Here is a 22,203-nt window from a genome sequence, read left to right on the forward strand (position 1 = left end):
GCTGCACTTGTCAAGGGTTCGAATGCCCCACGTATCGCGACCGAAGGAGAGCGGGTGCTCACGGAACACGGTCTGGCCGCCATGCCGGCCGTCGAGATGGTGGCCGGATTCGCTGACCGCACGTTGTCGCCGGTCCAAGTCCACGACGCCGTCCAGTCGGTGATCGAGGCGCGTGAGAGTGTGCTCAACGCGTTCTGGGTGCGAGATCCAGACGAATCCCGCAAGGCAGCCCTGGCCAGCCAGGCCCGATGGGCGGCGGGGGAACCGCTCGGGCCGATCGACGGCGTGCCTGTGACGCTGAAGGAGAACATCGCCCGCAGGGGCGTCCCCATGCCCTCGGGCAACGCGGGGGTCGAGCCGGTCATCCCCGAGGTGGACGCGCCCATCACCGCGCGGGTCGTCGAATCCGGTGGGGTGATACTCGGGTCGACCGTGATGCCGGACTGGGGCATGCTCTCCTCGGGGGTCTCCAGCCGGCACGGCATTGCGCGCAGCCCCTGGAACGCTGCCTGGACCACGGGCGGTTCCAGCTCCGGTGCGGGGGCCGCGGCCGCCGGGGGATACGGTCCGCTCCACGTCGGCACCGACATCGGGGGATCGATCCGGCTGCCGGGCACCTGGCTGGGCCTCGCCACGCTCAAGCCCAGCTACGGGAGGATCCCGCTGGACACCCCGTACCTGGGGCGCAACGCCGGCCCCATGTCGCGCACCGTGGCGGACGCGGCCCTGTTCATGCGCGTCCTGAGCAGACCGGATCCCCGGGACTGGTCAAGCCTGCCACCGCAGGACATCGACTGGTCGGCGCTGGACGGCGATGTACGCGGACTGCGGGTGGGCGTGCACCTGGACGCCGGTTGTGGGGAGCCGTGCGACGCCGAGATCCTCGCCGCGGTGAACCGTGCCGCCGCGGTCTTCGAGGCGGCGGGAGCCGTCGTGGAGCCGGTCGAGCCGTTCATGAGCCAAGATCTCCTCGACGACCTGGATCTGTTCTGGCGGGTGCGGTCCTGGAACGATTTCCGCGAACTGGCGCCCGAGGCCGGGCTGCGCGTCCACCCCTACGTCATCCAATGGTGTCAGGGGGGCGCGGACATATCGGGTACGAGGCTACTCCAGTGCTACCAGCAAATCATGCGCATCCAGGCGCGGACCGTGGCGGCGACGCTTCCGTACGACCTCGTGCTCTCGCCGGTCGCTCCGGTGGCGGCGTTTCCCGCTGAGCAGCCAATGCCGTTCATGGGGGACGGGAAGACCATGTCCCACATCGGCTTCACCGCGCCGTACAACATGTCGGGGCAACCTGCGGCGACCGTCAACTGCGGCTTTACGGCGGACCGTCGGCCCATCGGCGTGCAGATCGCGGGCCGCCGCTTCGACGATCTCGGCGTCTTGAGGGCGGCGGCGTGGTACGAACGGAACCGACCTGCCGATGCGGTCCCGCGCTGGCCGGACAGCGCTCCCGGGGCGCCCACCGGGGAGAAGACGACATGGACCACGCTCGAGGGGAAGAAGCCATGAGTGACGGGGCACAGTTCCGGCAGGTTTCGCCGGTACGGCTCTACCAGCGCATTGTCGAGCAGATCGAGCAAGCGATCGTTCGAGGTGACCTGAAGCCCGGTCAACGGCTGCCGAGCGAGCGAGAGCTGGTGACGCAGTTCGGGGCGAGCCGGCCCACAGTGCGAGAGGCCTTGCGCGTGCTGGAGAGCAACGGGCTCGTCCGCTCGCGTCCGGGTGACCCGAACGGCCCAGAGATCCTGCCGTTCTCGTCGGCCGGTCTGACCAAGGAGATGACCCGGCTCGTCCAGTTCGACAACATGTCGATGGCCGAGTTGATCTCGTTCCGCATGATCCTCGACGGGTCGGCGAGCTTGCTGGCGGCTCGGCTGCGGTCCGAGGAGGAACTGTCCTCCATGGAACGGACGATTGCCGTCATGTCGGACGCGATCGATGCAGGGTACGAGGAGTTCAGCAAGGCGGACGTCGCATTCCATGAGGCGGTGGCCCGGGCCAGCCGCAACTCCCTCATCGAGGTCTGCAACCAGGTGGTCAGGGACGCTGTCCTCTCGCTGATCTCGGACAAGGTCGCCCACGCACTCAACAGCACGGCGCTCATGCGAGAGTCGCTCCACCACCACCAGGAGGTGCTGGAGGCGATCCGGGAACGGGACGGCTTGGCGGCGGCACGCATCTCGCGGCGCAATCTCTACGACTACTACGCCGGCTACGTCACCGAGAACGAGCAAGGGCTGCTGCTCGCGCTCGTGGACGAAGAGCCCTGAACCTCCACCACACGGGGGTCTGATCTCAGGGCGCGGGAGTTCCGCGTTGCCAGGAGGCGATGACGATCAGCGCCTTCGGGTTCTGCCCGCCCGATCGCCGCGCCGCTCAGCAGATGTGATGAGTGCGGACCCCGCTGCGTTCACATGTCCACGCAAAAGGAGCGTCCTGGATGACCAACGCCTCTCCGCATCCGCCGGCCGCGAGCGGCACCTTCCACGGCAAGATCGGCATGACCTACGAGGAGTCGACTCCGTGGTGGCCCGATCCGCAGGCACTTCCCGAGGACACGCCCAATGTCGTGGTAATCGTGCTCGACGACGTCGGCTTCTCCGATCTCGGCTGCTTCGGCTCTGACATCGACACCCCGGCCATGGACGCCCTCGCCGCCGGCGGCCTTCGCTACACGAACTTCCACACCACCACACTGTGTTCGCCGACCCGTGCCGCCCTGCTGACCGGCCGGAACCACCACTCCGTCGGTATGCGAATGCTGTCCAACTTCGACACCGGCTTTCCCAGCGGTCGCGGACGGATCACCAGGGCCGCCGCGACGCTGTCCGCGGTGCTGCGCGACAGCGGCTTCAACACCATGGCCGTGGGCAAGTGGCACCTGGCGCCGATGGAACAGACCACCGCGTCCGGGCCGTACACCCAGTGGCCGCTGTCTCGCGGGTTCGAGCGCTACTACGGATTTCTGGAAGCGGAGACGGACAGCTTCTATCCGGAACTGTTCTACGACAACCACGCCGTGGCTCCGCCGAAGAGCCCGGAAGAGGGCTATCACCTCAGTGAGGACCTGGTCGACCGGGCGATCGAATTCATCACGGACCAGACTTCGGTCACTCCGGACAAGCCCTTCTTCCTGTACCTGGGGTTCGGCGCGGCGCACGCCCCGCACCAGGCTCCCCGGGAATACCTGGAGAAGTACCGGGGCCGGTTCGACCACGGCTGGGACGCCGAGCGCGACACCCGGCACGCCCGCCAGATCGAACGGGGCATCCTGCCGCCCGGCACCGAATTGGCGCCGCGCAACCCTGGGGTCGTTCCCTTCGACGAACTGTCGGACGACGAGAAGAAGCTGTCCGTACGCCTTCAGGAGGCCTACGCGGCGATGGTCGACCATACCGACCACCAGATCGGCCGGCTGATGGAGTTCCTGGAGCGGATGGGCCGGATGGAGAACACCATCACCATCCTGCTCTCGGACAACGGGGCCAGCCAGGAAGGCGGCCAGAAGGGTTCGCTCAACCCCACGGCATTTCAGAACGGCGTCCCCGAGGACCTCGAGGAGATGGTCGCGCGGATCGATGAGATCGGCACCACACGAGCTCACTCCAACTACCCCTGGGGCTGGGCGCAGGCGGGCAACACGCCGTTCAAGCGCTACAAGCAGAACACCCACGAAGGTGGCGTCCGCTGCCCGCTCATCGTGCGGTGGCCTCGGGGCCTGCCGCGCACCGACGAGATCAGGCAGCAGTTCCACCATGTCACCGACATCGTCCCGACCCTTTTCGAACTGCTCGGTCTGCAGGCTCCCGCAGTCTACAACGGCATCCCGCAACTGCCGATACACGGTGTCAGCATGGCCTATACCTTCGACTCGCCGACCGAGCCGACGCGCAAGGAAGCACAGTACTTCGAAATGTTCGGGCATCGCGCGGTCTGGCACGACGGCTGGAAGGCCGTCGCCTTCCACCAACGCGGAACGCCCTTCGACGCGGACCGATGGGAGCTCTACCACCACGACACCGACTTCTCGGAATGCAACGACCTGGCGCAGGCGCGGCCCGAGCAACTGGAGAAGATGATCTCCCGCTTCTGGGCGGAAGCAGGGAAATACGATGTGCTGCCGCTGGACGATCACGGATTCGCCTACCGGGCGAAGATTCCGCGTCCCGGCTCTCCACGCATGCGCACCACCTTCACCTACCACCCCGGCATGGCTCATCTGCCCGGCGCCGCAGTGCCACCAGTGATGAACCGCGGGCACCGCATCACCGCGTTCGTCGACCGGAGCACCGCGGCAGACGAGGGTGTCCTGGTGTCCCTGGGCAACATCAGCAGCGGATACGTCCTGTATGTCAAGGACAACCGGCTGGTCTACGAGTACAACTTCCTCGGCACCCTGTACGCGGTGACCTCGGCGGAAGAACTCCCGATCGGCCCGGCGGAGCTGACCTTCGAATTCGTCAAGACCGGTGACATGCGGGGCGTCGGACATCTGTACGTGTCAGGAAAGCCGGTCGGCACCGAGGCCATTCCGCGGGTCCTCCCGCACTTCCTGGGATGGCAGGGCCTCGACATCGGCCGGGACACCCTGTCGCCCTCCTCACCCAACTATGACGGCGAATTCGCGTTCACCGGAAAGTTGGAGAAGGTCGTCTTCACAGTCGCGCCGGACGAAGAAAGCAAGGAACCCTTCGAGCGAATCGACTGAAAAGGGGTCTAAAGCCCGTGCGGTTGAGACGCGGCCTGCCCGCTCGGCTGACGCTGAGGGCGGGTGGCCTGGGACGACGGGGCGAGCGGGAGCGTGACGCGGAAGGTGGCGCCCTTGCCCGGCTCGCTCGACGCGGACACGCTGCCCCCGTGCGCCTCGACGAGGGTGGCCGCGATCGACAGCCCCAGCCCGGCACCGCCGTAGCTGCGCGCCGGATCGGCCCGGTAGAACCGCTCGAACACCCGCTCGGCCACCTCCGGCGAGAACCCGGGCCCCTCGTCGGCCACCTCGACGACGGCCTGCCCGTCACGCGCGCCGACCCCGACGGTGAAGGCCGTGCCCGGCGGCGTGTGGCTGAGCGCGTTGCCCACCAGGTTGCCCAGCACCTGCCCGAGCCGCGGCTCGTCACCGGTCACGAACACCGACCCCTCGCTCCCGTACAGCATGACCAGCTCGATCTTCCGGTCCGGCGCGAGCGTCTGGGCGTCGATCACGGCGGTGGCGGCGAGGCTGAGCACGTCGACGGGCTGTTCACCGAGCTCGCGGCGCTGGTCGAGCCTGGCCAGCAGCAGCATGTCCTCGACCAGCAGGCCCATCCGCGCGGCCTGCCCCTCGATCCGGCTCAGCAGCCGGGTCGCCTCCGCCAGGTCCTTGTCCGCCCCGAGCCGGAACAGCTCGGCGAACCCTCTGATCGAGGTGAGCGGGGTACGCAGCTCGTGCGAGGCGTCGGCCATGAACCTGCGGGTCAGCTCCTCCGAGCGCTGGGCCGACCGGGCCGACTCGCGGGCCGACTCGGCCGCCGCCTCGCGCTCGCGTACGGCCACCTCGATGCGGGCGAGCATGCCGTTCAGGGCCCGGCCGAGCTTGCCGACCTCGGTGGTGGCTGACCAGAGCGGTACGCGGCGGGACAGGTCGCCGTCCGCGATGTGGCGGGCGGTTCGCTCGATCTCCCCCAAAGGGCGCAGGCTCCGCCGTACGAGCCAGTAACAGGCGAAACCGAGCACCACGAGGGTCCCGCCGCCGCCGACCGCCACGATGAGCAGCAGCTGGGAGACCGTGTCGTCCAGGTCGCCCAGGCTGATCGCGATGATTCTGCTGTCGCCGTCGCGGCCCGGCATGGCCACGGCCCGCCAGGAGGGTCCCTGCGGATCCTGCGACTCGACGGTGAACGGCTGCCCGGCCATGAGCGCGACGTCGGTGCTGGTGAGCCTGGGCAGCTTGGGGATGTGCGTCTCGGTCGACTCGGTCATGGTCCGGATCTTGACGCCGGTGGAGTCCACGAGCACCGAGTGGAACAGGCCGAAGAAACGCTGCGGGCGTGGGCCCGGCTGCGGCTCAGGAGGCGGCGGCGCGCCCCGCCACGGCACGCTGGCGGCACGCAACTGCTGGTCGACGCGCTCGACGAGATAGCCGCGCAGCAGCCGTACGGCGAACAGCCCGGTCAGCGTGATGGCCAGCGTGACCATCAGCAAGGTCGCCGAGACGAGCCGCAGCCACAGCGGCGTCCGCGCGAGATACCTCCTCAGTCCTGCCATTCGGGGCCGGGGTCAATCCTTGGGCGGGCGCAGGATGTAGCCGACGCCACGCAGGGTGTGCAGGTATCTCCGCTCGCCGGTGTCGATCTTGCGGCGCAGATAGGAGACGTACGACTCGACGAGCCCCACGTCGGTGCGCCAGTCGCCGTTCCAGACGTGGTCGAGGATCTGCGTCTTGGACAGCACCCGTCCCGCGTTGAGCATGAAGTAGAGCAGCAGCCGGTATTCGGTGGGCGACAGCCGCACCTGGACGCCGTCGCGCCACACCTCGTGCGTCTCCTCGTCCAGCTCCAGGTCGGCGATGCGCAGCCGGTTCGGCGGCGGCGCGCCCCGCCGGGTCCGGCGCAGCACCGCGCGGATGCGGGCGATGACCTCCTCCAGGCTGAACGGCTTGGTCACGTAGTCCTCGCCGAGCCCCAGCCCGGCGAGCCGGTCCTCCGGCGTGTCCTTGGCCGTCACGAACAGCACCGGGACCCGGCGACCGCGGGACCGCAGCCTGCCCGCGACCGCCAGGCCGTCCAGGTCGGGCAGCATGACGTCCAGCATGACCAGGTCGGGCGTGCTCTGCTCGGCGACCCGCAGGGCCTCCTTGCCGTCGGCCGCCGTCAGCACCTCGAACCCGGCCATCCGCAGGCTGGCGGAGAACAGCTCCCTGATGTTGGGCTCGTCGTCCACCACCAGCAGCCTGGCCTCCGGCTCGGTCATCTGCCGACTCCCCCCTGGCTGATCGAGGTGGCGGCCACCGAGCCGTCCCCGCCCTTCTCGCCGCGGACCACGACGTTGGTGCCGGTCTGCAGGTCGGCCAGCTTGCCCGGCTTGGTCACCTGGACCGTGGTCGCGTCGGTGGTGGTGACCGTGACCGTCGAGCCGTCCATGGTCTTGACGTAGATCTTGCCGCCCTCGACCTTCTCGACCGTGCCCACGGTGCCGCCGCCCGCTCCACCCATCCTCTGACCGTACCCGCCCGGCATCTGCTGCCGGCCACCTGGCTGCTGACCGTACCCGCCTGGTAGCTGCCGACCGCCCGGCTGCATGGCGGCGGTCGTGTCGGGCGCGCCCAGCGCCTTCTGCGCCTGGATGCCGATCACTACCCCGGCCACCAGCACCACGCCCGCGATCAGTCCGAGCGTCACCTTCGACATCGGCTTGCGCGGCTGGACGGCCAGCTCGCTGTCCAGATCGTCCGGATACGGCGAGCCGTCGAGTTTGGCCATTTCTGTCTCCTTCGGGGGTCCGTCACTCATGGCGCAGGGCCTGGATCGGCCTCAACTTGGCCGCCCTGTTGGCGGGATAGCTGCCGAAGAACAATCCGATGCCGACGGAGACGCCGAGCGCGAGCGCGACCGACGACGGTACGAGCACCGGCTGGATGCCCGCGACGGTGAAGCGGGTGCCCAGGAACGCCACCAGCACCCCCGAGAGCCCGCCGACCAGGCTGAGCAGCGTGGCCTCCATCAGGAACTGGCCCAGGATCGCGCTCCTGGGCGCGCCGATGGCCTTGCGGATGCCGATCTCCCTGGTCCGCTCCGTGACGGTGACCAGCATGATGTTGGTGATGCCGATGCCGCCGACCAGCAGTGAGATCGCCGCGACCGCGCCGAGCAGCACGGTGAACGTGCCGGTCGCCGCGCTGACGGTCTCCTGCAGGGTGGCCTGGTTGAGGATCCGGAAGTCGGCCGAGGCGGTGCCGGTGATGCCGTGCCGCTGGTTGAGGACGGCCGTGACCTCCGACTGCGCCGACTCCGTCGCCGTCGAGCCGCTGGCCTGCACGACGATGGAGTTGAGCGAGCCGAACCCGGTCAGGCTCTGCTGTACGGCCGGCAGCGGCGCGATGGCCACGTCGTCGGCGTCCTGGCCGCCCGTCGACCCGGTCTCCTTCAGCACGCCGACGACCGTGAACGGCACCCCGGAGACCGTCACCTGCTTGCCGATCGGGTCGAGGGTGCCGAACAGCTCCTCGACCACGGTCTGACCGAGCACCACGACCTTCCTGGCGGCCAGCACGTCGTCGTTGAAGAAGTACGTGCCCTTGGTCACCGGCTTGTTCGTGGCCTCGAAGTAGCTCGGGTAGGTGCCGACGAGCTGAGCGATCGAGTGGCTGGCCGCCCCGTAGGTGGTGGCGGCCGAGGAGGCGGTCACGACCGGCGAGACCGACTTGACCGACGGGGCCACCGTCTTGTCGGTCAGGGCCTTGGCGTCGGCGAGGCTGAGCTCCCTGGCCTGGGTACGCGGGCCGGTGTTCTGCTGCCCGCCGCCGGGTCCCCCGCCGCCACCCCGCCCGAAGCCGCCGCCTCCGCCGCCACCGCCCGCGAAGGACTGGGAGATCGTCAGCGTGTTGGCGCCGAGCCGCTGGATGTTCTTCTGGATGCTCTGCGAGGAGCCCTCGCCGACGGCGACCAGCATGATGACCGCGGCGACGCCGATGAGGATGCCGAGCGTGGTCAGCGAGCTGCGCATCTTGTTGGCCAGCAGCCCGCGCAGGGCGAAGCGCAGGACCTCGAACTGGTTCATCGAGCGACCTCCGCCATCCGCGGCGGCGGCCCGTCGATCGGGCCCTGCCGGACGTCTTCCACGATCTCGCCGTCCACCAGCCTGATGACCCGCTTGGCGTGCGCCGCCACGTCGTTCTCGTGCGTGATGAGCACGATCGTGCGGCCCGAGTCGCTGAGCCTGTCCATGATCTCCAGTACGTCCTGCGTGGACGCGGTGTCGAGGTTCCCGGTGGGCTCGTCGGCCAGCAGGAGGGCGGGGGCGGTGATGAGCGCCCTGGCCACGGCCACGCGTTGCTGCTGACCGCCGGACAGCTGGTTGGGCTCGTGGTGGACGCGGTCCGACAGTCCGACCTGCTCCAGCGCGGCCAGCGCGCGGCTGCGCCGCTCGGCCTGGCCGATGCCGCCGTAGACCAGCGGCAGTTCGACGTTGGCCAGCGCGCTCATGCGCGGGATCAGGTTGAAGGACTGGAAGACGAAGCCGACCCGGCGGTTGCGCAGCTTGGCGAGCTGGTGTTCGTCGAGCTGCCCGACGTCGGCGCCGTCGATCAGGTAGCGGCCGGTGGTGGGCACGTCCAGGCAGCCGAGGATGTTCATCAGCGTCGACTTGCCGGAGCCGGAGGCGCCCATGATGGCGACGTAGTCCCCCTGCTCGACGTCGAGGTTCACCCCGCGCAGCGCCCGTACCCTGGCGTCGCCCTCGCCGTACTCCTTGACCAGGTTCTGCACGCGCAGGACGGGAGCGGTCATCGCCCGCCTCCCGGCACGCCGCCGCCACCGGGGAAGCCGCCGCCGAAGCCGCCCTGCCGCTGGTTGTTGCCGGTGCCCGTGGTCGTGGTGGCCGGCGGGACGATCTGGTCGCCTTCGGAGACGCCGGACTTGATCTCGGTCAGCGAGGCGCCCTGTACGCCCACCTCGACCGGGGTTCGGACCTGCTGGCCGTTCTTGAGCAGGGTGACCGAGTTCTGTCCGCCGCTGGTGGAGATCGCGGTGGAAGGTACGGAGATGACGTTCTCCGCCTCGCCGGTCACCACCTCCACGGTGGTTGTCTGCCCGAGTCGCACCTGTTTGGGGACCTTGGTGAAGGAGATCGTCACTGGATACTGCACGACGTTGTTGCTGGTGGCGGCGACCGGCTCGATCTGGGTGACCTTGCCGGTGGCGGTGACGCCCGGCAGCGCGTCGAACGTGACGGTGGCCGCCTGGCCGACCTTGAGCTTGCTGACGTCCGACTCGGTGAAGGTACCGACCAGCTGGAGTTTGCCGGTGTCGGCCAGGTCGATGAACCCCGACCCCGATCCGCTGCTCGACTGGCTGCCGCTCTGCCCGCTCTGCCCGCTCTGCCCGCTCTGGCCGGTGCTTTGGCCGGTGCTCTGGGTGGTGGACGTGCCGGACCCGTTGGAGGAACCGCCGACGGCGCCGTTGACGGCCGTGACCGTGCCGCCGAACGGCGCGCGCAGCACCGTCGCCGCGGCCGTCCGCTGGGCCTCGCGGTAGGCGTTGCGCGCCTTGATGTAGGCGGCGTAGAGCTGGGCGGTCGAGGTCCCGTCATCGACGGCGCTGTTGTACGTGGCGCGGGCGGCCGACAGGCTCTCCTGCGCCGCCGCGTCATCGAGCCTGGCCAGGATGTCGTCCTTGCGAACCTTGTCACCGGCCTTGACGTAGATGTGCTCGACCGTGCCGCTCGTGCCGAACGCGAGCGCTCTGCTCTTGGAGCTCTCCACCGCCCCCGAGGCGGACACCGAGGCGGTCACGGTGCCGCGCCCGGCGGTCACCGTGCGGGTGACCGTCTCGCTCGCCACCTCGCCCGTGCCGAGCTGGGCGTACGCGAACGCGACCCCGCCCAGCAGGAGCACGCTCAGGGCTCCGTTGGTCATCAGCGCTCTGCGCCTTGTCGACACCTTCACAGGCGGTGACCCTTGCACACCAGTCTGCGCTGGAGCCGGGAGCTAGCTGAAGGTTCGCTGACAAAACCGGATCACACGGAGACACACAGACAACTCTGAGCCCGCTCGCAGCCTCGTACCCACCTGTTCACGCCATGATGGGCCTTCATGAGATCGACTATCCCGCCGAAGGCGCTCAAACTCGGCGGGCTCGCCCTGGCCGTCCTGGTGGCCGGCTCCGGCCTGGTGCTGGCGCTCCGTGACGATTCGGAGCCCGCCGCCCAGGTACGGCTGGCGGCGGCCAAGCGGGGCGTCGTCACCGCCTCGGTCACGGCTGCGGGCAACACCGTAGACGGCTCGCGGCGTGACCTGGGCTTCGGCGGCTCCGGAACGGTGACCAAGGTCTACGTCAAGGTCGGCGCCAAGGTCAAGAAGGGGCAGGTGCTGGCCCGGGTGGACAGCCGGGCGGCCCGCGAGGGCTACACGGCCGCCACCGCCGACCTGGCCGCCGCCGAGGAGGCCCTCGAGACCGCCTCGACCGCCGCCACCAGCACGGCCTCGTGCGCGCCGAGCAGCGGCGGCACGTCCGCCTCCGTCGCCGGGGCGGTCGCCGCAAAGGGCGCCTTCGGACCTTCTACGGGCACCGGCAGGGGTGCCTTTGGGCCTTCTGCGGCGCCCGTCGTGGACGCTAGCCCCACCACGACGCTCACTCCGGGCACGACGCCGACCCCCCGGCCCACCTGGACGCCGACCCCGGAGCCCACGCCGAGCGGCCCCGAGCCGCAGCCCACCGTCACGGTGACCGTCACGGCCACGGCGACCGTCACCGCGACCGTCACGGCCACGCCGGAGGGCGGCCGGCCGTCGGCCTCGCCGACCGGCACCTCCACCGGCAAGCCATCCGCCAAGCCCACGGGGAAACCCACGGGCAAGGCCACCGGGAAGCCCACAGGTAAGGCCACCGGGAGGCCCACGGGCAAGCCGTCGACCGGCGCCTCAGGCCGGCCGACCGGGAAGGCCACGCCCGGAACCCGCCAGTCCCAGGGCGGCAGCCCCTGCGCCGGCACGAACGGCAAGGGCGGCATCAGCGAGGACCAGGCCAGCGCGAACGTCGACCGCGCCCAGGCCGCCCTTGAGCAGGCCGCCGACGCGGTGCGCGGCACCCGGATCGTGGCCCCCGCGTCCGGCACGGTCCTGTCGGTGGCGGGATCGGTCGGCGACACGGCGGGCACCAGTACGTTCATCAGCCTCGGCGACCTGAACGAGCTCCAGGTCGACGCGCTGGTCACCGAATCCGACGTGAACAAGCTCAAGCTCGGCCAGCAGGCGAGCATCACCCTGGCCACGCGCGGCGCGCAGAAGTACCCGGGCACGGTCACCCGCATCGCGCCGACCGCCACCGTGAGCAACCAGCTTGTCCGCTACTCGGTGACACTCGCCTTCGACCAGCCGCCGCGCGGGCTGATGCTCGGGCAGACCGCCTCGGTGTCGGTGACGACGGGCACGGCCAATGACGGGATCTACGTGCCGGCCGAAGCGGTGAAGAGCCGGGCCGACGGTACGAGCGTGGTCACCGTACGCTCCGGCGGGCGCGACGCGGCGCGGGCCGTGCGTACCGGAGTGCGCGGGGACCAGTACGTGGAGATCACCTCGGGCCTGAGCGAGAGCGACCAGGTGGTCATGGCGGACAGCACCACGGGCGAGTTCCCGGACGGCAGCTGGCCGGAGAGCTGACCACCCACCGGCCGGGCCACATGGGGTGGCTCGGCCGCGTTTCCGTTGAGCGAACCCTCAGCCCTTTGACAGCGAACGTTCAGGCTCGGGCCCGGGGCTCAGGCTCGGTCCAGAGGGCTCGGGGTCGGGCGGGCTCAGGCTCGGGGTCCGGCGGTGGCCGGGATGGTGAGGCTGTGGGCGGTCTTGGCCGGGGCGCCCTTGCGCGAGATGTAATCCAACGTCCGGAAATCCACCGAAATATCGTCACGAGTGACCTTGGCCATCAGGTAGCCCCGCCGCTGGTCGATGTAGGAGATGTGCGGGTTCTCCTGCAGCGACTCGGCGATCCACGTCCGGTCCCGGTACCCGTCACCGTCGCTGGCGATCGACGACGTCACCAGCTCCTTGGCCACCACGGGCGAGTCGGGGTCGTCGAAGTCGGTCTTGAGGTCGGCCAGGTGGTGCATGTGGGCGTCGCCGGTCAGCACGACCGGGTTCGAGGTGCCGGACAGCGAGCCCAGCAGCCGGGTCCGCTCGGCGGCGTACCCGTCCCACGCGTCGAGGTTCACCTCGCGGCCCGGCCCCACCTTGTAGTCGCGCTGCGCCATCAGGATCTGCTGCCCGAGGAGGTTCCACCGGGTGCCGGAGCCGCGCAGGCCGTCCTCCAGCCAGCGCCACTGGTCGGCGCCCAGCAGCGTACGCCCGGCTGCCAGCCGCTCGTCGCACCCGGCGCGTACCCCGTCCAGGCACGCCTGGTCGTCACGGAACTGCCGCGTGTCGAGCAGGTGGAAGCGGGCCAGCGACCCCCAGGAGACGCGCCGGTTCACCCGCAGCACCGCGCCCTGCAGGCTCTCCCGGCGCAGCGGCATGTTCTCGTAGTACGCCCGGAAGGCGTCCGCCCGGCGCCGGGTGAAGTGGGGCGCGTCGGTGCTGGAGACGGACCCGGCCCAGTTGTTCTCCACCTCGTGGTCGTCGAAGGCCACCAGCCAAGGCGCCACCGCGTGCGCCCGCTGGAGGTCGTGGTCGCTCTTGTACTGGGCGTGCCGCAGCCGGTAGTCGGCCAGCGTCTCGCACTTGCCCGGCGTGTGCGTACGCACCCGGCCGGCCAGCGCGGTGTAGCCGCTGGGGCCGTACTCGTACATGTAATCCCCGAGGAAGACCACCAGCTCGGGCTCCTGCTCGGCCAGCCGCCGGTAAGCGGTGTAGTAGCCGTGCTCGTAGTGCGCGCACGCGGCGACCGCGAACGTGAGCGGCACCTCTCCCGTGGGCGTGGTCCTGGTACGGCCGGCGGGCGAGAGCCTGCCCTCGCTCTTGAAACGGTAGAAGTAGTCGCGCCCCGGCTCCAGGCCCGCGACCTCGACGTGGACGCTGTGAGCGGCGCCCGGCCGCGCCTCGGCCGTACCGGACTTGACGATCTTCGAGAAGCGCTCGTCGGTGGAGACCTGCCAGTCGACGTCCACATCGCGGGAGGGCATGCCGCCGCGACCGTCTCCGGCGAGGGGGTTCGGGGCGAGGCGGGTCCAGAGGACGAAGCCGTCGGTGGACGGATCTCCGGAGGCCACACCTAGGTTGAACGGGTCGGATTTGAGGGTTCTGGTCTGCTGGAAAGAGGCTGCTGCTGCCTGCTGAGATGGCGCGAGGAACGTCACTGCCGCCGCGGCGAGGAAGGATCTGCGGTCCACGGTCCAGGTATGTCCACCTCGACTGACGGGGTTGTGACAGTGGAGTCAAGGCTGGATGAACAGCGTCGGTCGTCCAGTTCCAGCGACTGAACCCGCTGCGCCCTCAGATCGTCCGGCAGCTGTTCCGGTAGGGAAGTTCATGGATGTGGGCCTTCCAGTCCGCCGGAGACAGGGCGCCGAACTGGGCACAGAACGCATCCTTGATCTTGCCGGGTGCGATGACGTGGGTGCGGAGACGGCTGTGGCCGTCGACGGCCAGGACGGTCGAGCCGTCCCGGGTGAACGCCAGCGAGTACAGGGAACTGAAGCCCGAGGAGTCGGCTTCCGGTGGAATGCCGGCGAACGGTAGCCCGAGAGGCCGGTTGGTGGCGACGTCCCACAGCTGGATCTGGTCCGCCGCGTCCGGCACGGCCATGAGACGTCCGTCGGGAGAGAAGGCCACAGGGGCGCCGCCGATGGACACCTCCCCCTCCTGCCGCAATGTTCGGCTGTTCCGAAGCTGGAGCTTGCCGCTGTCGCCGTGGTAGTCGGCGAGAACTCCGGCAGAGCTCAGCGCTACCGGACGATCAATGCCAGAGTCGGGCGGGACCACCCGCGCGCCGGTGGAGGCGTCGACAACGCCCTGGTCTGAAGCGGAGATGATGGTCCGGCCATCCGGGCCGAAAAAGACCTGAGCGTCCAGGATGATGCCGGAAGGACCGTACTGTCCGGCGGTGGGCTGCCCGGCGACCGAGGCGCGTGGGACTCCCGAGGCGATGTCCCACAGCGTCAAGAGGGAGGCGTTCCTGGAGTCGTCCTTGGTGAGCGCGGCCAAGGTCTTTCCGTCGGGTGAGAACGTGACGGCGAAGTCGGTGAGGCGGAACCGTGTCCTCAGGACGGTCTTCCTACGCGCCGTGGCCACGTCCCAGATGTAGGTGTCCCCATCACCTTCCACGATGGCCAGCAGGCGGCCATCCGGGGACAGCTGGTAGTCGGCGAAGCCGGCCAGCCGCTCGGCGGGGATGGTGTTCCGGCGCGTCATCTTGATGGGATCCCAGATCGTGACAGGCTCCAGATCCTTGACAGGCCCCAGATCGGCGACCACAAGGGTCGAACCGTCGTCACTGAGCTCCGCGAGGGCTCCGTACGCGCGGTCGCTGAAGGCGACCGGATCAAGGACGGCGGCAAGGGACACCACGACGGTGGCAGAAGAGGCATCCACATGACACCGCAGGGTGCGATCGCCGAGTCCGAATCTGAAGGTGAAGCACTTGGCGTCGGCGTACGTGAAGACCGGGTGATCATCCGCGTCCCCGGCGGACGCCTGGTCGAGCATGTCCCTGGTGTCCCACACGGCGCCGTTGAAGGAGACGTACCTGCCTGTGGAGCTGAAGATGATCGGCTCGTCGACGGCGGGGACGGAGGGCTTGCGGATGGTCCGCCACGTGATCCGGGAGGGACTGAGTTTGGCGAAGGCGACGAGCCCGAGCCGGGTGTCCTCCCCTAGCCGGTTGCCCTGGACCAGGGCGAGGAGTTTGCGATCAGGACTGAACGCGATCTTCAGGATCGGTCCGGCTTCCGTGGCCATCCGCACGGTGCGCGCCTTGTGGCCGTTGCTCAGGTCCCAGAAATCCAGCGACGTCTCGTGCGTAGTGATCAGATATCGCTGGTCCGGGGTGATCTCGGCCGAAGTCAGGTAGGGAATGCGCGCCAGGAGCTCGCCGGAGGAGGTGTCCCACAGGCTCGTGGCGGCGGCGCTCTTGGCGAGCAGGAGGTGTTCGCCTACGGTCTCCAGGATCGGGGGCGCCTGAAGAGTGATCGGCCGGAGCCGCCCGGTCGCCATGTCCAGCAGGACATCGGTGCCGTCCAGAACGGGCAGCGCCAAGGTCTTCCCGTCACCACTGAGCCGCGGCATGGCGAAGTCTTCGGCGTTCAGGGGCTGACCGGGGAAGGTGAACGATCTGATCATCCGACGCGCGTCGACGTCGGCGATCTTCACCTCGTTGCCCCGGACATAGACGCGCAGACGGCCGGTGTGGTCAGCGTCGGTGCGCCAGGTCCCGTCGACTCCCGGAGGACGGTAGGTGTACAGCTCCGGCTGGGCGGCAAGCGTCAGCAGCGCGTGCCGGGCCTCGTAGCCGCCGGGGTCCAGGCTCGCGGCGGCGACGGCGAGTTGTTTGGCGATGATCGGATCAGCACGGCGCATCGCGATGGCCGTCCCCGCCACACGGCTCCCGACCGCCTCGGCGAGCTGCCGGGAGATGGTCAGGGCCCGCTCGGTCAACCTCCGGCCCTGGACGATGGCCGTGGCCGCCGTGCCGGTGGCGATGATGAGCAGGACCGCCAGTGCCGCGCTCAGCACCGTGCGGTTGCGGCTGCGCCGCCGGGCCGCGTCCCGCTCGGCCTGGCCGTACCGGATGCCGGCCTCCAGGAAAGCCCGTGTCTCCGGCCCGAGGCTCGCCGGGGCGTCTTTGGCGGCGTTCCGCGCGATCTCCAGGCGCGTGTCCCGATACAGGAACGCGGGGTCGCGAAGCTTCCTGGTCCACTCCTGGGCGTCCTCTTCGAGCTGCTGCCGGACCAGCAGGGAGGCGCGGCCGGCCTCGATCCAGGCGCGAAGCTGCCACCAGGCCCGGATCAGCGCTTCGTGGGTGATCTCGACCGTGTCCTGTTCCACAGTCACCAGCCGGGACTCGACGAACCTGTCGAGGACCTCGCGGACCGCGCCGTGCTCAGGGGCGTCCTCCGGCGGAAGCAGTTCCGTCAGCGGCAGCCGGCGGCGCGTGTCCTCCGTCCCCTCGCCGAGTCGGACCAGCCGGAGCAGCAGTTGCCGGGCGGTCTCGCGGCCGGGCAGGTCGAGCTGCTTCATCGTCTCGTCCGCGGTTTTGGCCACGGACCCGCTGATCCCGCCGGTCGCGCGATAGCCGGCCAGGGTGAGCTTCCGTCCCTCCCGTTTCTCCCAGGTGACGAGCAAGGAGTGCGAGAGCAGGGGAAGCGCGCCGCCGCCCGCGGTGGAGGCGGCTCCCAGGTCATCAAGGAGCAGCTCCACCAGCCCCGCCTGAAGGGTGAGTCCCGCGAGCTTGGCGGGTTCCTCGATGACCTCGCGTAGCTGCGCCGTGGTCATCGGCCCGACGATCAGCGGCTGCTGGAGGGCGGGCAGCAACTCGGGATAGGCCGCGCAGTGGCCGAAGAAGTCGGCGCGCAACCCGATGACCACCACCGCGGACGCGCAGGCCGCGTGCAGCGCCCGGATGAAGACCTGACGCTCATGCTCCTCGACAGAGGCGGTGAAGACCTCCTCGAACTGGTCGACGATGACGATCCTGCCGCGATCGCCCGGTCCGAGCAGGTCGCGTAGACAGCAGGGGGCGTCGACCAGGCGTCGCCGTACGTCGTCCGGGCGGTCGGCGCCGCAGAACCGTTCGGCGAGAACCCGGACGGGCTCGTCCCCCGGAGTGAAGATCACGGGGGCGCCGGGCGCGGACCGCTCGTCATCAGGGAGGAGACCGGCCCGCAGCAGCGACGACTTGCCCGCCCCCGAAGGCCCGGCCACCAGCAGCGGACCATCCAGCGCGGACTGCGCCGCCATCCGGTCCAGGAGCGTGCCGGTGAGCTCCTTGCGCCCGAAGAAGTATCGCGCCTTCTCAGGACCGAACGCGGCCAGTCCCGGGTAGGGGCACTCGCCCGGATCGGCGGCTGCGGGGCCGGGGGCGGCCGGGTGCCGGGCGCCGGTGGTGCGGGCCTGCTCCCAACGGGTCTTCCACAGCTCGTGCTCGGAGCGCCACCATGGGTGTCTCGGGTGGTAAGGCGCCGGGGCGTCGGTGTCCGCCAGGGCCAGGAGCACGCGGACCAGCGCCCAGAGCAGGGGGAACTCCCTGGCGACACTGCCCCTGGTGAACCACTCGCTGACCGTCTGCGGGGTCAGTTCCGCGGTGATCCGCTGCGCCTCGAGCAAGTCGTTGGCCTGGTCGATGGCCTTGGCTCGCGAGAACGCGGTCGTCCGCTCGCGGGCTCGCCGTTCCAACGCGACCAACTCCCGTTTCAGCACCGCTCGCGGGGCGGGCAGATGCTCGGTGCCGGTCATGCGCCGGGCCTTGGACCGCCGGCGTCCATCCGGCGCCTCCGGCCGGATCGCCGATCGGCACCGCCGCCACCTGGACGCTTCCAGCGCCGATCCGGTGTGTCCGGAAACTCTTCAGGTGCCGCCGGCCACCGGCTGAGCTTGCGGACGACGTCGCAGCCGGCCCTCCGGCTGCCGGGCAGGGAAAGGACGCGTCGATGAACCTCACGATGTGGGCGCTGGTGCCGATGGCCGGCGTGGCGTGCGCGGCCCTCGCGGCGGTGCTGATGGTTTTCATAGCCACCCGGGGCTGCGCGGCGGCCGACCGGGCACGGGTGTTGCGCGCTCTGGCCGAAGTGGTCCGCGCGGTGTGGGGCAAACGCTGACCCGGCGACCGGGACCACCGTCCACGCGGCAGCGACTGCGATCCTCTTTCCCACCCGAGCCCCCAGTCGATCCCGGTCACCCGCAACGGCCGTCGGCCTCCTGGATCCAGTCTGCAAGTCCGGTATCGATGCCGGGGGCGATGATGCCGAAGAGGTTGGCGTTGCGGAGGAAGGGAGCCGTGACGGAGGCGAACGGCGTCAGCCCTCCTGCTCCGTCTCTTCTCGCAGTCCTTCCAGAAGTTCGCGGACCGGCACGGCGCCTATCTGATCGTCGAGAGCCAGATAGGCGTCGAGGGCTTCCTGGCAGCGTTCGGCCGCGGCCTTGTAGCACCCGGCCCACCTGAGGGCGACGGCCTCGTCGTAACCGAGCCCGGCCAGCTCCCAGGCCGCCTCCCGCCGTTGCCCCGTGTCCGGCTGCCCTGTGCCCGGCTCCCCCGCCTCCGACGCCGCGGTCAGGGCGGCTCTGGCTTGGGCGTACGCCTCGCCGATCTCGGCGATGTCGTCGCTGGCGAAGTAGACGCACTTCGCGCGCAGCCTCATGGCACAGCCTGCGGCGAGGAGCTCACCGGCGTTCCGGTAGAGGTCGGCCGCCACCGCGTACGCCTGTGCCGCCTCCACGTCCAGATCGAGGTCGGTCAGCTCCTTGGCCGCCTCCATGGCCGCGGCCGGGTCGCCCGCCTCGCGCAGGGCGGCCTGCCCGGCTTCGTGTTCGCCCAGCTCGAACAGCGCGCGAACCGCCATACGGCGGTCGGTGTCCGCCGGGTCGATCCGTCCGTCCGGCTCGCCGCGGCGGGCGGGCGAGAGGAGGGCTGGCGAGAAAAGGGGGAGGTGGGCGACCAGCGGCTCGGCCGCCAGCGTGGCCGCCACGCGACGCGTGTGGACGTCGTCGCCGTTTCGGGCGTCGAAGCGGGCGGCGATCTCCCGCGCCCCGGCCGCGAGCTCCGCGTGCAGCTCCGGCACCGGCACGTCGCGGCCGGCCCGCCGTACGGTGAGACCGTCGTGGCCCGTCTCCATCAGGCGGCGCAGCACCAGCGCGGCGCCCGCCATGAACGAGCGGGCCTGCGCCGGCGACGGCGGCCGCTCCAGCAGCGGCAGCTCCCGCTCCAGGATCTCCAGCCCGCGCGTCTCGTTCCCGGTCAGCGCGCAGAATTCCAGGTGGTCGCCGATGTCGTCCAGATATCCGATCTGTCCCTGCACGATCCGGTACGCCCGGCGGTGCGCCTCCGCGGCCTCGTCCAGATGCCCGGTCTTGAGGTACGGCGTGAGCAGCGTGCACAGGATGCTCTGCGGCTGCACTCCGCAGGAGAACTCGCCCGCGACGACGGGCCCGCCGACGGCCACGGCCTCCTCGTACCGGCCCAGCGACGCCAGCACGTACGCCCGGCCGCCGAGGTCGCAGGCGCGGCAGTCGGACAGGTCGTCGCGCGGCGCGGTCTCCCAGCGGTGCAGCCACTCCTCAGTGCCCGGCTCGTCGCCGAGGTGGAGCGCGACGCGGCAGCGCTGCGCGTACACGGCCTGGGGCGCCCCGGCCTCGCGGTAGCGCCGCTCCATGTCGTCCAGCGCGTCCAGCGCCCGCCGCAGCGGGATCTCCGGGAACCTGCGCATGTCGCTCATGATCCACTTGAACTGCCAGAGCACCCTGCGCGCCTGCCACTCGGTGAACCGGCCGGGCTCGGCGTCGTAGGCGGCCACGGTCCGGGAGAAAGTGGCGAACGACTTCGCGGGCTCACCGCCGTACTGGTAGGCCTGGGTGAGCGCGAGCCGCGCCGCGATCGCCGGCTCCGGCTCGCGCAGCACCTCGGCCTCGCGCAGCGCCCGCTCGGCCAGCACGGTCCTGGCCTCCCCGTACGGCAGGCGCGCCGCCTCCGCGAGCAGCGTCTCGACCTGGTCAGCCATGCGTGCCCCCTTGCACGGCCCAGTCGAGCAGGCCGAGGAACGAGCGGTTGAGCGCCGCGGTGTCGGCGGGCCGCAGCGGGTGGTGCCCGTGGAGCAGCGCCATGCCGTACAGCGCCTCGACCGCGGTGGCGGCCAGAGTCAGGTCCGGCAGCCCGGTGACGCGGCGGACCAGCGGATTGCGGTGATTGAGCACCAGCCGGGGCCGGTCCACCGCCAGCGTGCGCTCCATCGCGCCGAGCACGTCGGCCCAGAGCTCGTCCCCCAGGTCGCGGGCCTCGCGCAGCTCCGCGTGGTGCTGGGCCGCGCGGCTGGTCAGGTAGAGGGCGGGCAGCGAGGCCGGGTCGAAGTCGCGCAGCACCACCTCGCAGCCGAGCGGGTCGAGCACCCGCCCGGCGGCGCCGAGGAAGGGGCGGGCGCGTAGTTCCGCCTCGGGGTCCGCCGGGCCCAGGTGGGTGACCAGCTCGCTGGGGTCGAGGCGGGCCAGCCGGGCGTCCGGGTCGATGCGGGTGAGGCGCGGCAGGATCTCGCCGTCGTAGACGTAGCCGCCGTTGACCAGGCCGACGCCCTGTGCGCCGGAAACGGCCGCGAGCTGGCGGAACTCGTCGACGCTGGTGGTGTAGCGGCCGTTCGGATGCCTCGACCTGAACTGGGCGAGCGTCATCCGCCCGGCGCTGGTCTCATACTCCAGCCATTGATCGACCAGCCTGAGCATCTCGTCATCGTGCAGGGCCAGGGCCTTGACGCCCAGGTGGTGCAGGCCCAGGAAGGCGCGCAGGCCGTCGGGGTCGGTCTCGGCCAGCTGGACCAGCCAGGCGCGCAGCTGGCGGCCGAGCTCCAGGCGGGTGTGTTCGAGGAGGTCGTCCTCGTAGAGCGCCTCGCGGCTGGCGGTGGGCCGCAGCTCGGCCGCGTCGACGACGCCGCGGGCGAAGAACGCCCAGTCGGGCAGCAGGCCGTCGGCGCTCTCGGTGAGGAGCATGCGCTTGAGGTAGACGCGGTGGCCGCCACGGACGGCCGGGTTCGCCGGAGTGGGCAGGATGTAGGCCACGCCGGTGAGCCCGGCTTCGGGGACGTGGAGGTCGACGACGTCGAGCGGCGTGAAGCCGAACAGCTCCGCGCCATGCTTTTGCAGGAAATTCCGTCTAATCGCGGGAGAGGCGTGCTTTGTCTGCCAGGGCGGGGCGCCGACGGTGGTACGGCGGCCGTTCACGGTGACGTCGATCGGCAGGAGCGAGCCGTACAGCTCCGCCAGTTCGGTGATCGTCCGCTCCGTCACCCACTCGGCGGCGTCCGGCCGCGCCGCGAGGGTGACCGTGGTGCCCGGCTCGTCCCGCTCCTCCCCCGCCGGCGCCACCTCGTAGCGGCCGTCGGAGCGCCCGGTCCAGAGCACGGTCGGGCCGCCCGTCGCCGACCTGGTACGCACGCTGATCTCGTCGGCCACCAGGAAGCCGGACAGCAGGCCGATGCCGAACTGGCCGAGGAACTCGTGCCGGGCGAAACCCAGCTCGTCGCGCTTGGAGGAGCGGCCGATGGTGGCCAGGAGCACGTGGACCTCGTCCTCGGTGAGGCCGATGCCGGTGTCGTGCACGCTGAGCCGCCCATCGGCCACCTCGATGGTCACCGTGGCGGGCGCCCCCGGGTCGGCCGCCCGGCGTGCGGTGATCGCGTCGGCCGCGTTCTGGAGGAGCTCGCGTATGTACACGCGGGGGCTCGAGTACAGGTGGCGGCTGAGCAGGTCGACCACGCCGCGCAGATCGACATTAAACGCGCTTTCCATTTGAAACACCATAAATCACATAAGACATAATGCGCCGCTCGATTAACGCGCCTCACGCCTTGAGCCCCTCACGCCTTGAGCCCCTCACACCT

15 protein-coding genes are annotated in these 22,203 nt (G+C 70.2%); 5 read left to right on the plus strand and 10 right to left on the minus strand.

All coding sequences use genetic code 11. From position 1 onward, the window contains the following. The first annotated feature begins 54 nt into the window (after window positions 1-54). The 3 genes from AB0L53_RS00465 to AB0L53_RS00475 all read left to right on the plus strand — a co-directional run bounded on the left by AB0L53_RS00465 (window position 55) and on the right by AB0L53_RS00475 (window position 4,714). Window positions 55-1,515: an amidase gene (locus AB0L53_RS00465; protein WP_363988262.1), complete on the plus strand. Its 1,461-nt coding sequence runs from the start codon at window positions 55-57 to the stop codon at window positions 1,513-1,515. After that, window positions 1,512-2,276, plus strand: a complete 765-nt coding sequence (locus AB0L53_RS00470; protein WP_363988265.1) for a FadR/GntR family transcriptional regulator — start codon at window positions 1,512-1,514, stop codon at window positions 2,274-2,276. The genes AB0L53_RS00465 and AB0L53_RS00470 overlap by 4 nt, the downstream gene beginning before the upstream one ends. Before the next feature lie 170 nt (window positions 2,277-2,446). Next, window positions 2,447-4,714, plus strand: a complete 2,268-nt coding sequence (locus AB0L53_RS00475; RefSeq protein WP_363988267.1) for an arylsulfatase — start codon at window positions 2,447-2,449, stop codon at window positions 4,712-4,714. An 8-nt stretch (window positions 4,715-4,722) separates the two neighbouring features. Here the strand turns inward: AB0L53_RS00475 and AB0L53_RS00480 are convergent, their stop codons facing one another. From AB0L53_RS00480 to AB0L53_RS00505, 6 genes are read right to left on the minus strand one after another with little or no spacing between them, the layout of a single operon-like run. Continuing rightward, window positions 4,723-6,249 (minus strand): HAMP domain-containing sensor histidine kinase, encoded by a 1,527-nt coding sequence (locus AB0L53_RS00480; protein ID WP_363988270.1) that lies wholly within the window; start codon window positions 6,247-6,249, stop codon window positions 4,723-4,725. Between the two features lie 12 nt (window positions 6,250-6,261). Continuing rightward, window positions 6,262-6,954: a response regulator transcription factor gene (locus AB0L53_RS00485; RefSeq protein ID WP_225291483.1), complete on the minus strand. Its 693-nt coding sequence runs from the start codon at window positions 6,952-6,954 to the stop codon at window positions 6,262-6,264. Continuing rightward, complete coding sequence (locus tag AB0L53_RS00490; protein WP_363988273.1) at window positions 6,951-7,463, minus strand: hypothetical protein; 513 nt, start codon at window positions 7,461-7,463, stop codon at window positions 6,951-6,953. The genes AB0L53_RS00485 and AB0L53_RS00490 overlap by 4 nt, the downstream gene beginning before the upstream one ends. A gap of 22 nt (window positions 7,464-7,485) precedes the next feature. After that, on the minus strand, window positions 7,486-8,760 hold the full coding sequence (locus tag AB0L53_RS00495; protein ID WP_363988276.1) for an ABC transporter permease: 1,275 nt from the start codon (window positions 8,758-8,760) through the stop codon (window positions 7,486-7,488). Continuing rightward, complete coding sequence (locus AB0L53_RS00500; RefSeq protein ID WP_363988279.1) at window positions 8,757-9,488, minus strand: ABC transporter ATP-binding protein; 732 nt, start codon at window positions 9,486-9,488, stop codon at window positions 8,757-8,759. Before AB0L53_RS00500 ends, AB0L53_RS00495 begins: the two co-directional genes overlap by 4 nt. Continuing rightward, window positions 9,485-10,615, minus strand: a complete 1,131-nt coding sequence (locus AB0L53_RS00505) for a biotin/lipoyl-binding protein (RefSeq protein WP_363988282.1) — start codon at window positions 10,613-10,615, stop codon at window positions 9,485-9,487. Before AB0L53_RS00505 ends, AB0L53_RS00500 begins: the two co-directional genes overlap by 4 nt. Window positions 10,616-10,792: 177 nt before the next feature. Here AB0L53_RS00505 and AB0L53_RS00510 point away from each other — a divergent pair, with 177 nt between their 5' ends. Further along, window positions 10,793-12,358 carry an efflux RND transporter periplasmic adaptor subunit gene (locus tag AB0L53_RS00510; RefSeq protein ID WP_363988285.1) on the plus strand — a complete coding sequence of 522 codons (1,566 nt, stop codon included), beginning with the start codon at window positions 10,793-10,795 and terminating at the stop codon, window positions 12,356-12,358. Window positions 12,359-12,492: 134 nt separating this feature from the next. Here the strand turns inward: AB0L53_RS00510 and AB0L53_RS00515 are convergent, their stop codons facing one another. Both AB0L53_RS00515 and AB0L53_RS00520 read right to left on the minus strand, forming a co-directional pair. Then, window positions 12,493-14,019 carry an alkaline phosphatase D family protein gene (locus AB0L53_RS00515; protein ID WP_363988288.1) on the minus strand — a complete coding sequence of 509 codons (1,527 nt, stop codon included), beginning with the start codon at window positions 14,017-14,019 and terminating at the stop codon, window positions 12,493-12,495. Window positions 14,020-14,122: 103 nt separating this feature from the next. After that, complete coding sequence (locus tag AB0L53_RS00520; RefSeq protein ID WP_363988290.1) at window positions 14,123-18,079, minus strand: hypothetical protein; 3,957 nt, start codon at window positions 18,077-18,079, stop codon at window positions 14,123-14,125. 194 nt (window positions 18,080-18,273) lie between these two features. On the opposite strand from AB0L53_RS00520, the gene AB0L53_RS00525 reads away from it, so the two are divergent. Then, window positions 18,274-18,441: a hypothetical protein gene (locus AB0L53_RS00525; protein WP_363988292.1), complete on the plus strand. Its 168-nt coding sequence runs from the start codon at window positions 18,274-18,276 to the stop codon at window positions 18,439-18,441. Between the two features lie 198 nt (window positions 18,442-18,639). Here the strand turns inward: AB0L53_RS00525 and AB0L53_RS00530 are convergent, their stop codons facing one another. Together AB0L53_RS00530 and AB0L53_RS00535 are read right to left on the minus strand one after the other, a co-directional pair. After that, on the minus strand, window positions 18,640-20,337 hold the full coding sequence (locus AB0L53_RS00530; protein ID WP_363988295.1) for a hypothetical protein: 1,698 nt from the start codon (window positions 20,335-20,337) through the stop codon (window positions 18,640-18,642). Beyond that, a complete protein-coding gene (locus AB0L53_RS00535) occupies window positions 20,330-22,111 on the minus strand; it encodes an HSP90 family protein (protein ID WP_363988298.1) in 1,782 nt (593 codons plus the stop codon). Before AB0L53_RS00535 ends, AB0L53_RS00530 begins: the two co-directional genes overlap by 8 nt. Window positions 22,112-22,203: the final 92 nt, after the last annotated feature.

This window comes from Nonomuraea sp. NPDC052129, assembly GCF_040680095.1.
In the GTDB taxonomy this organism is placed as follows: domain Bacteria; phylum Actinomycetota; class Actinomycetes; order Streptosporangiales; family Streptosporangiaceae; genus Nonomuraea.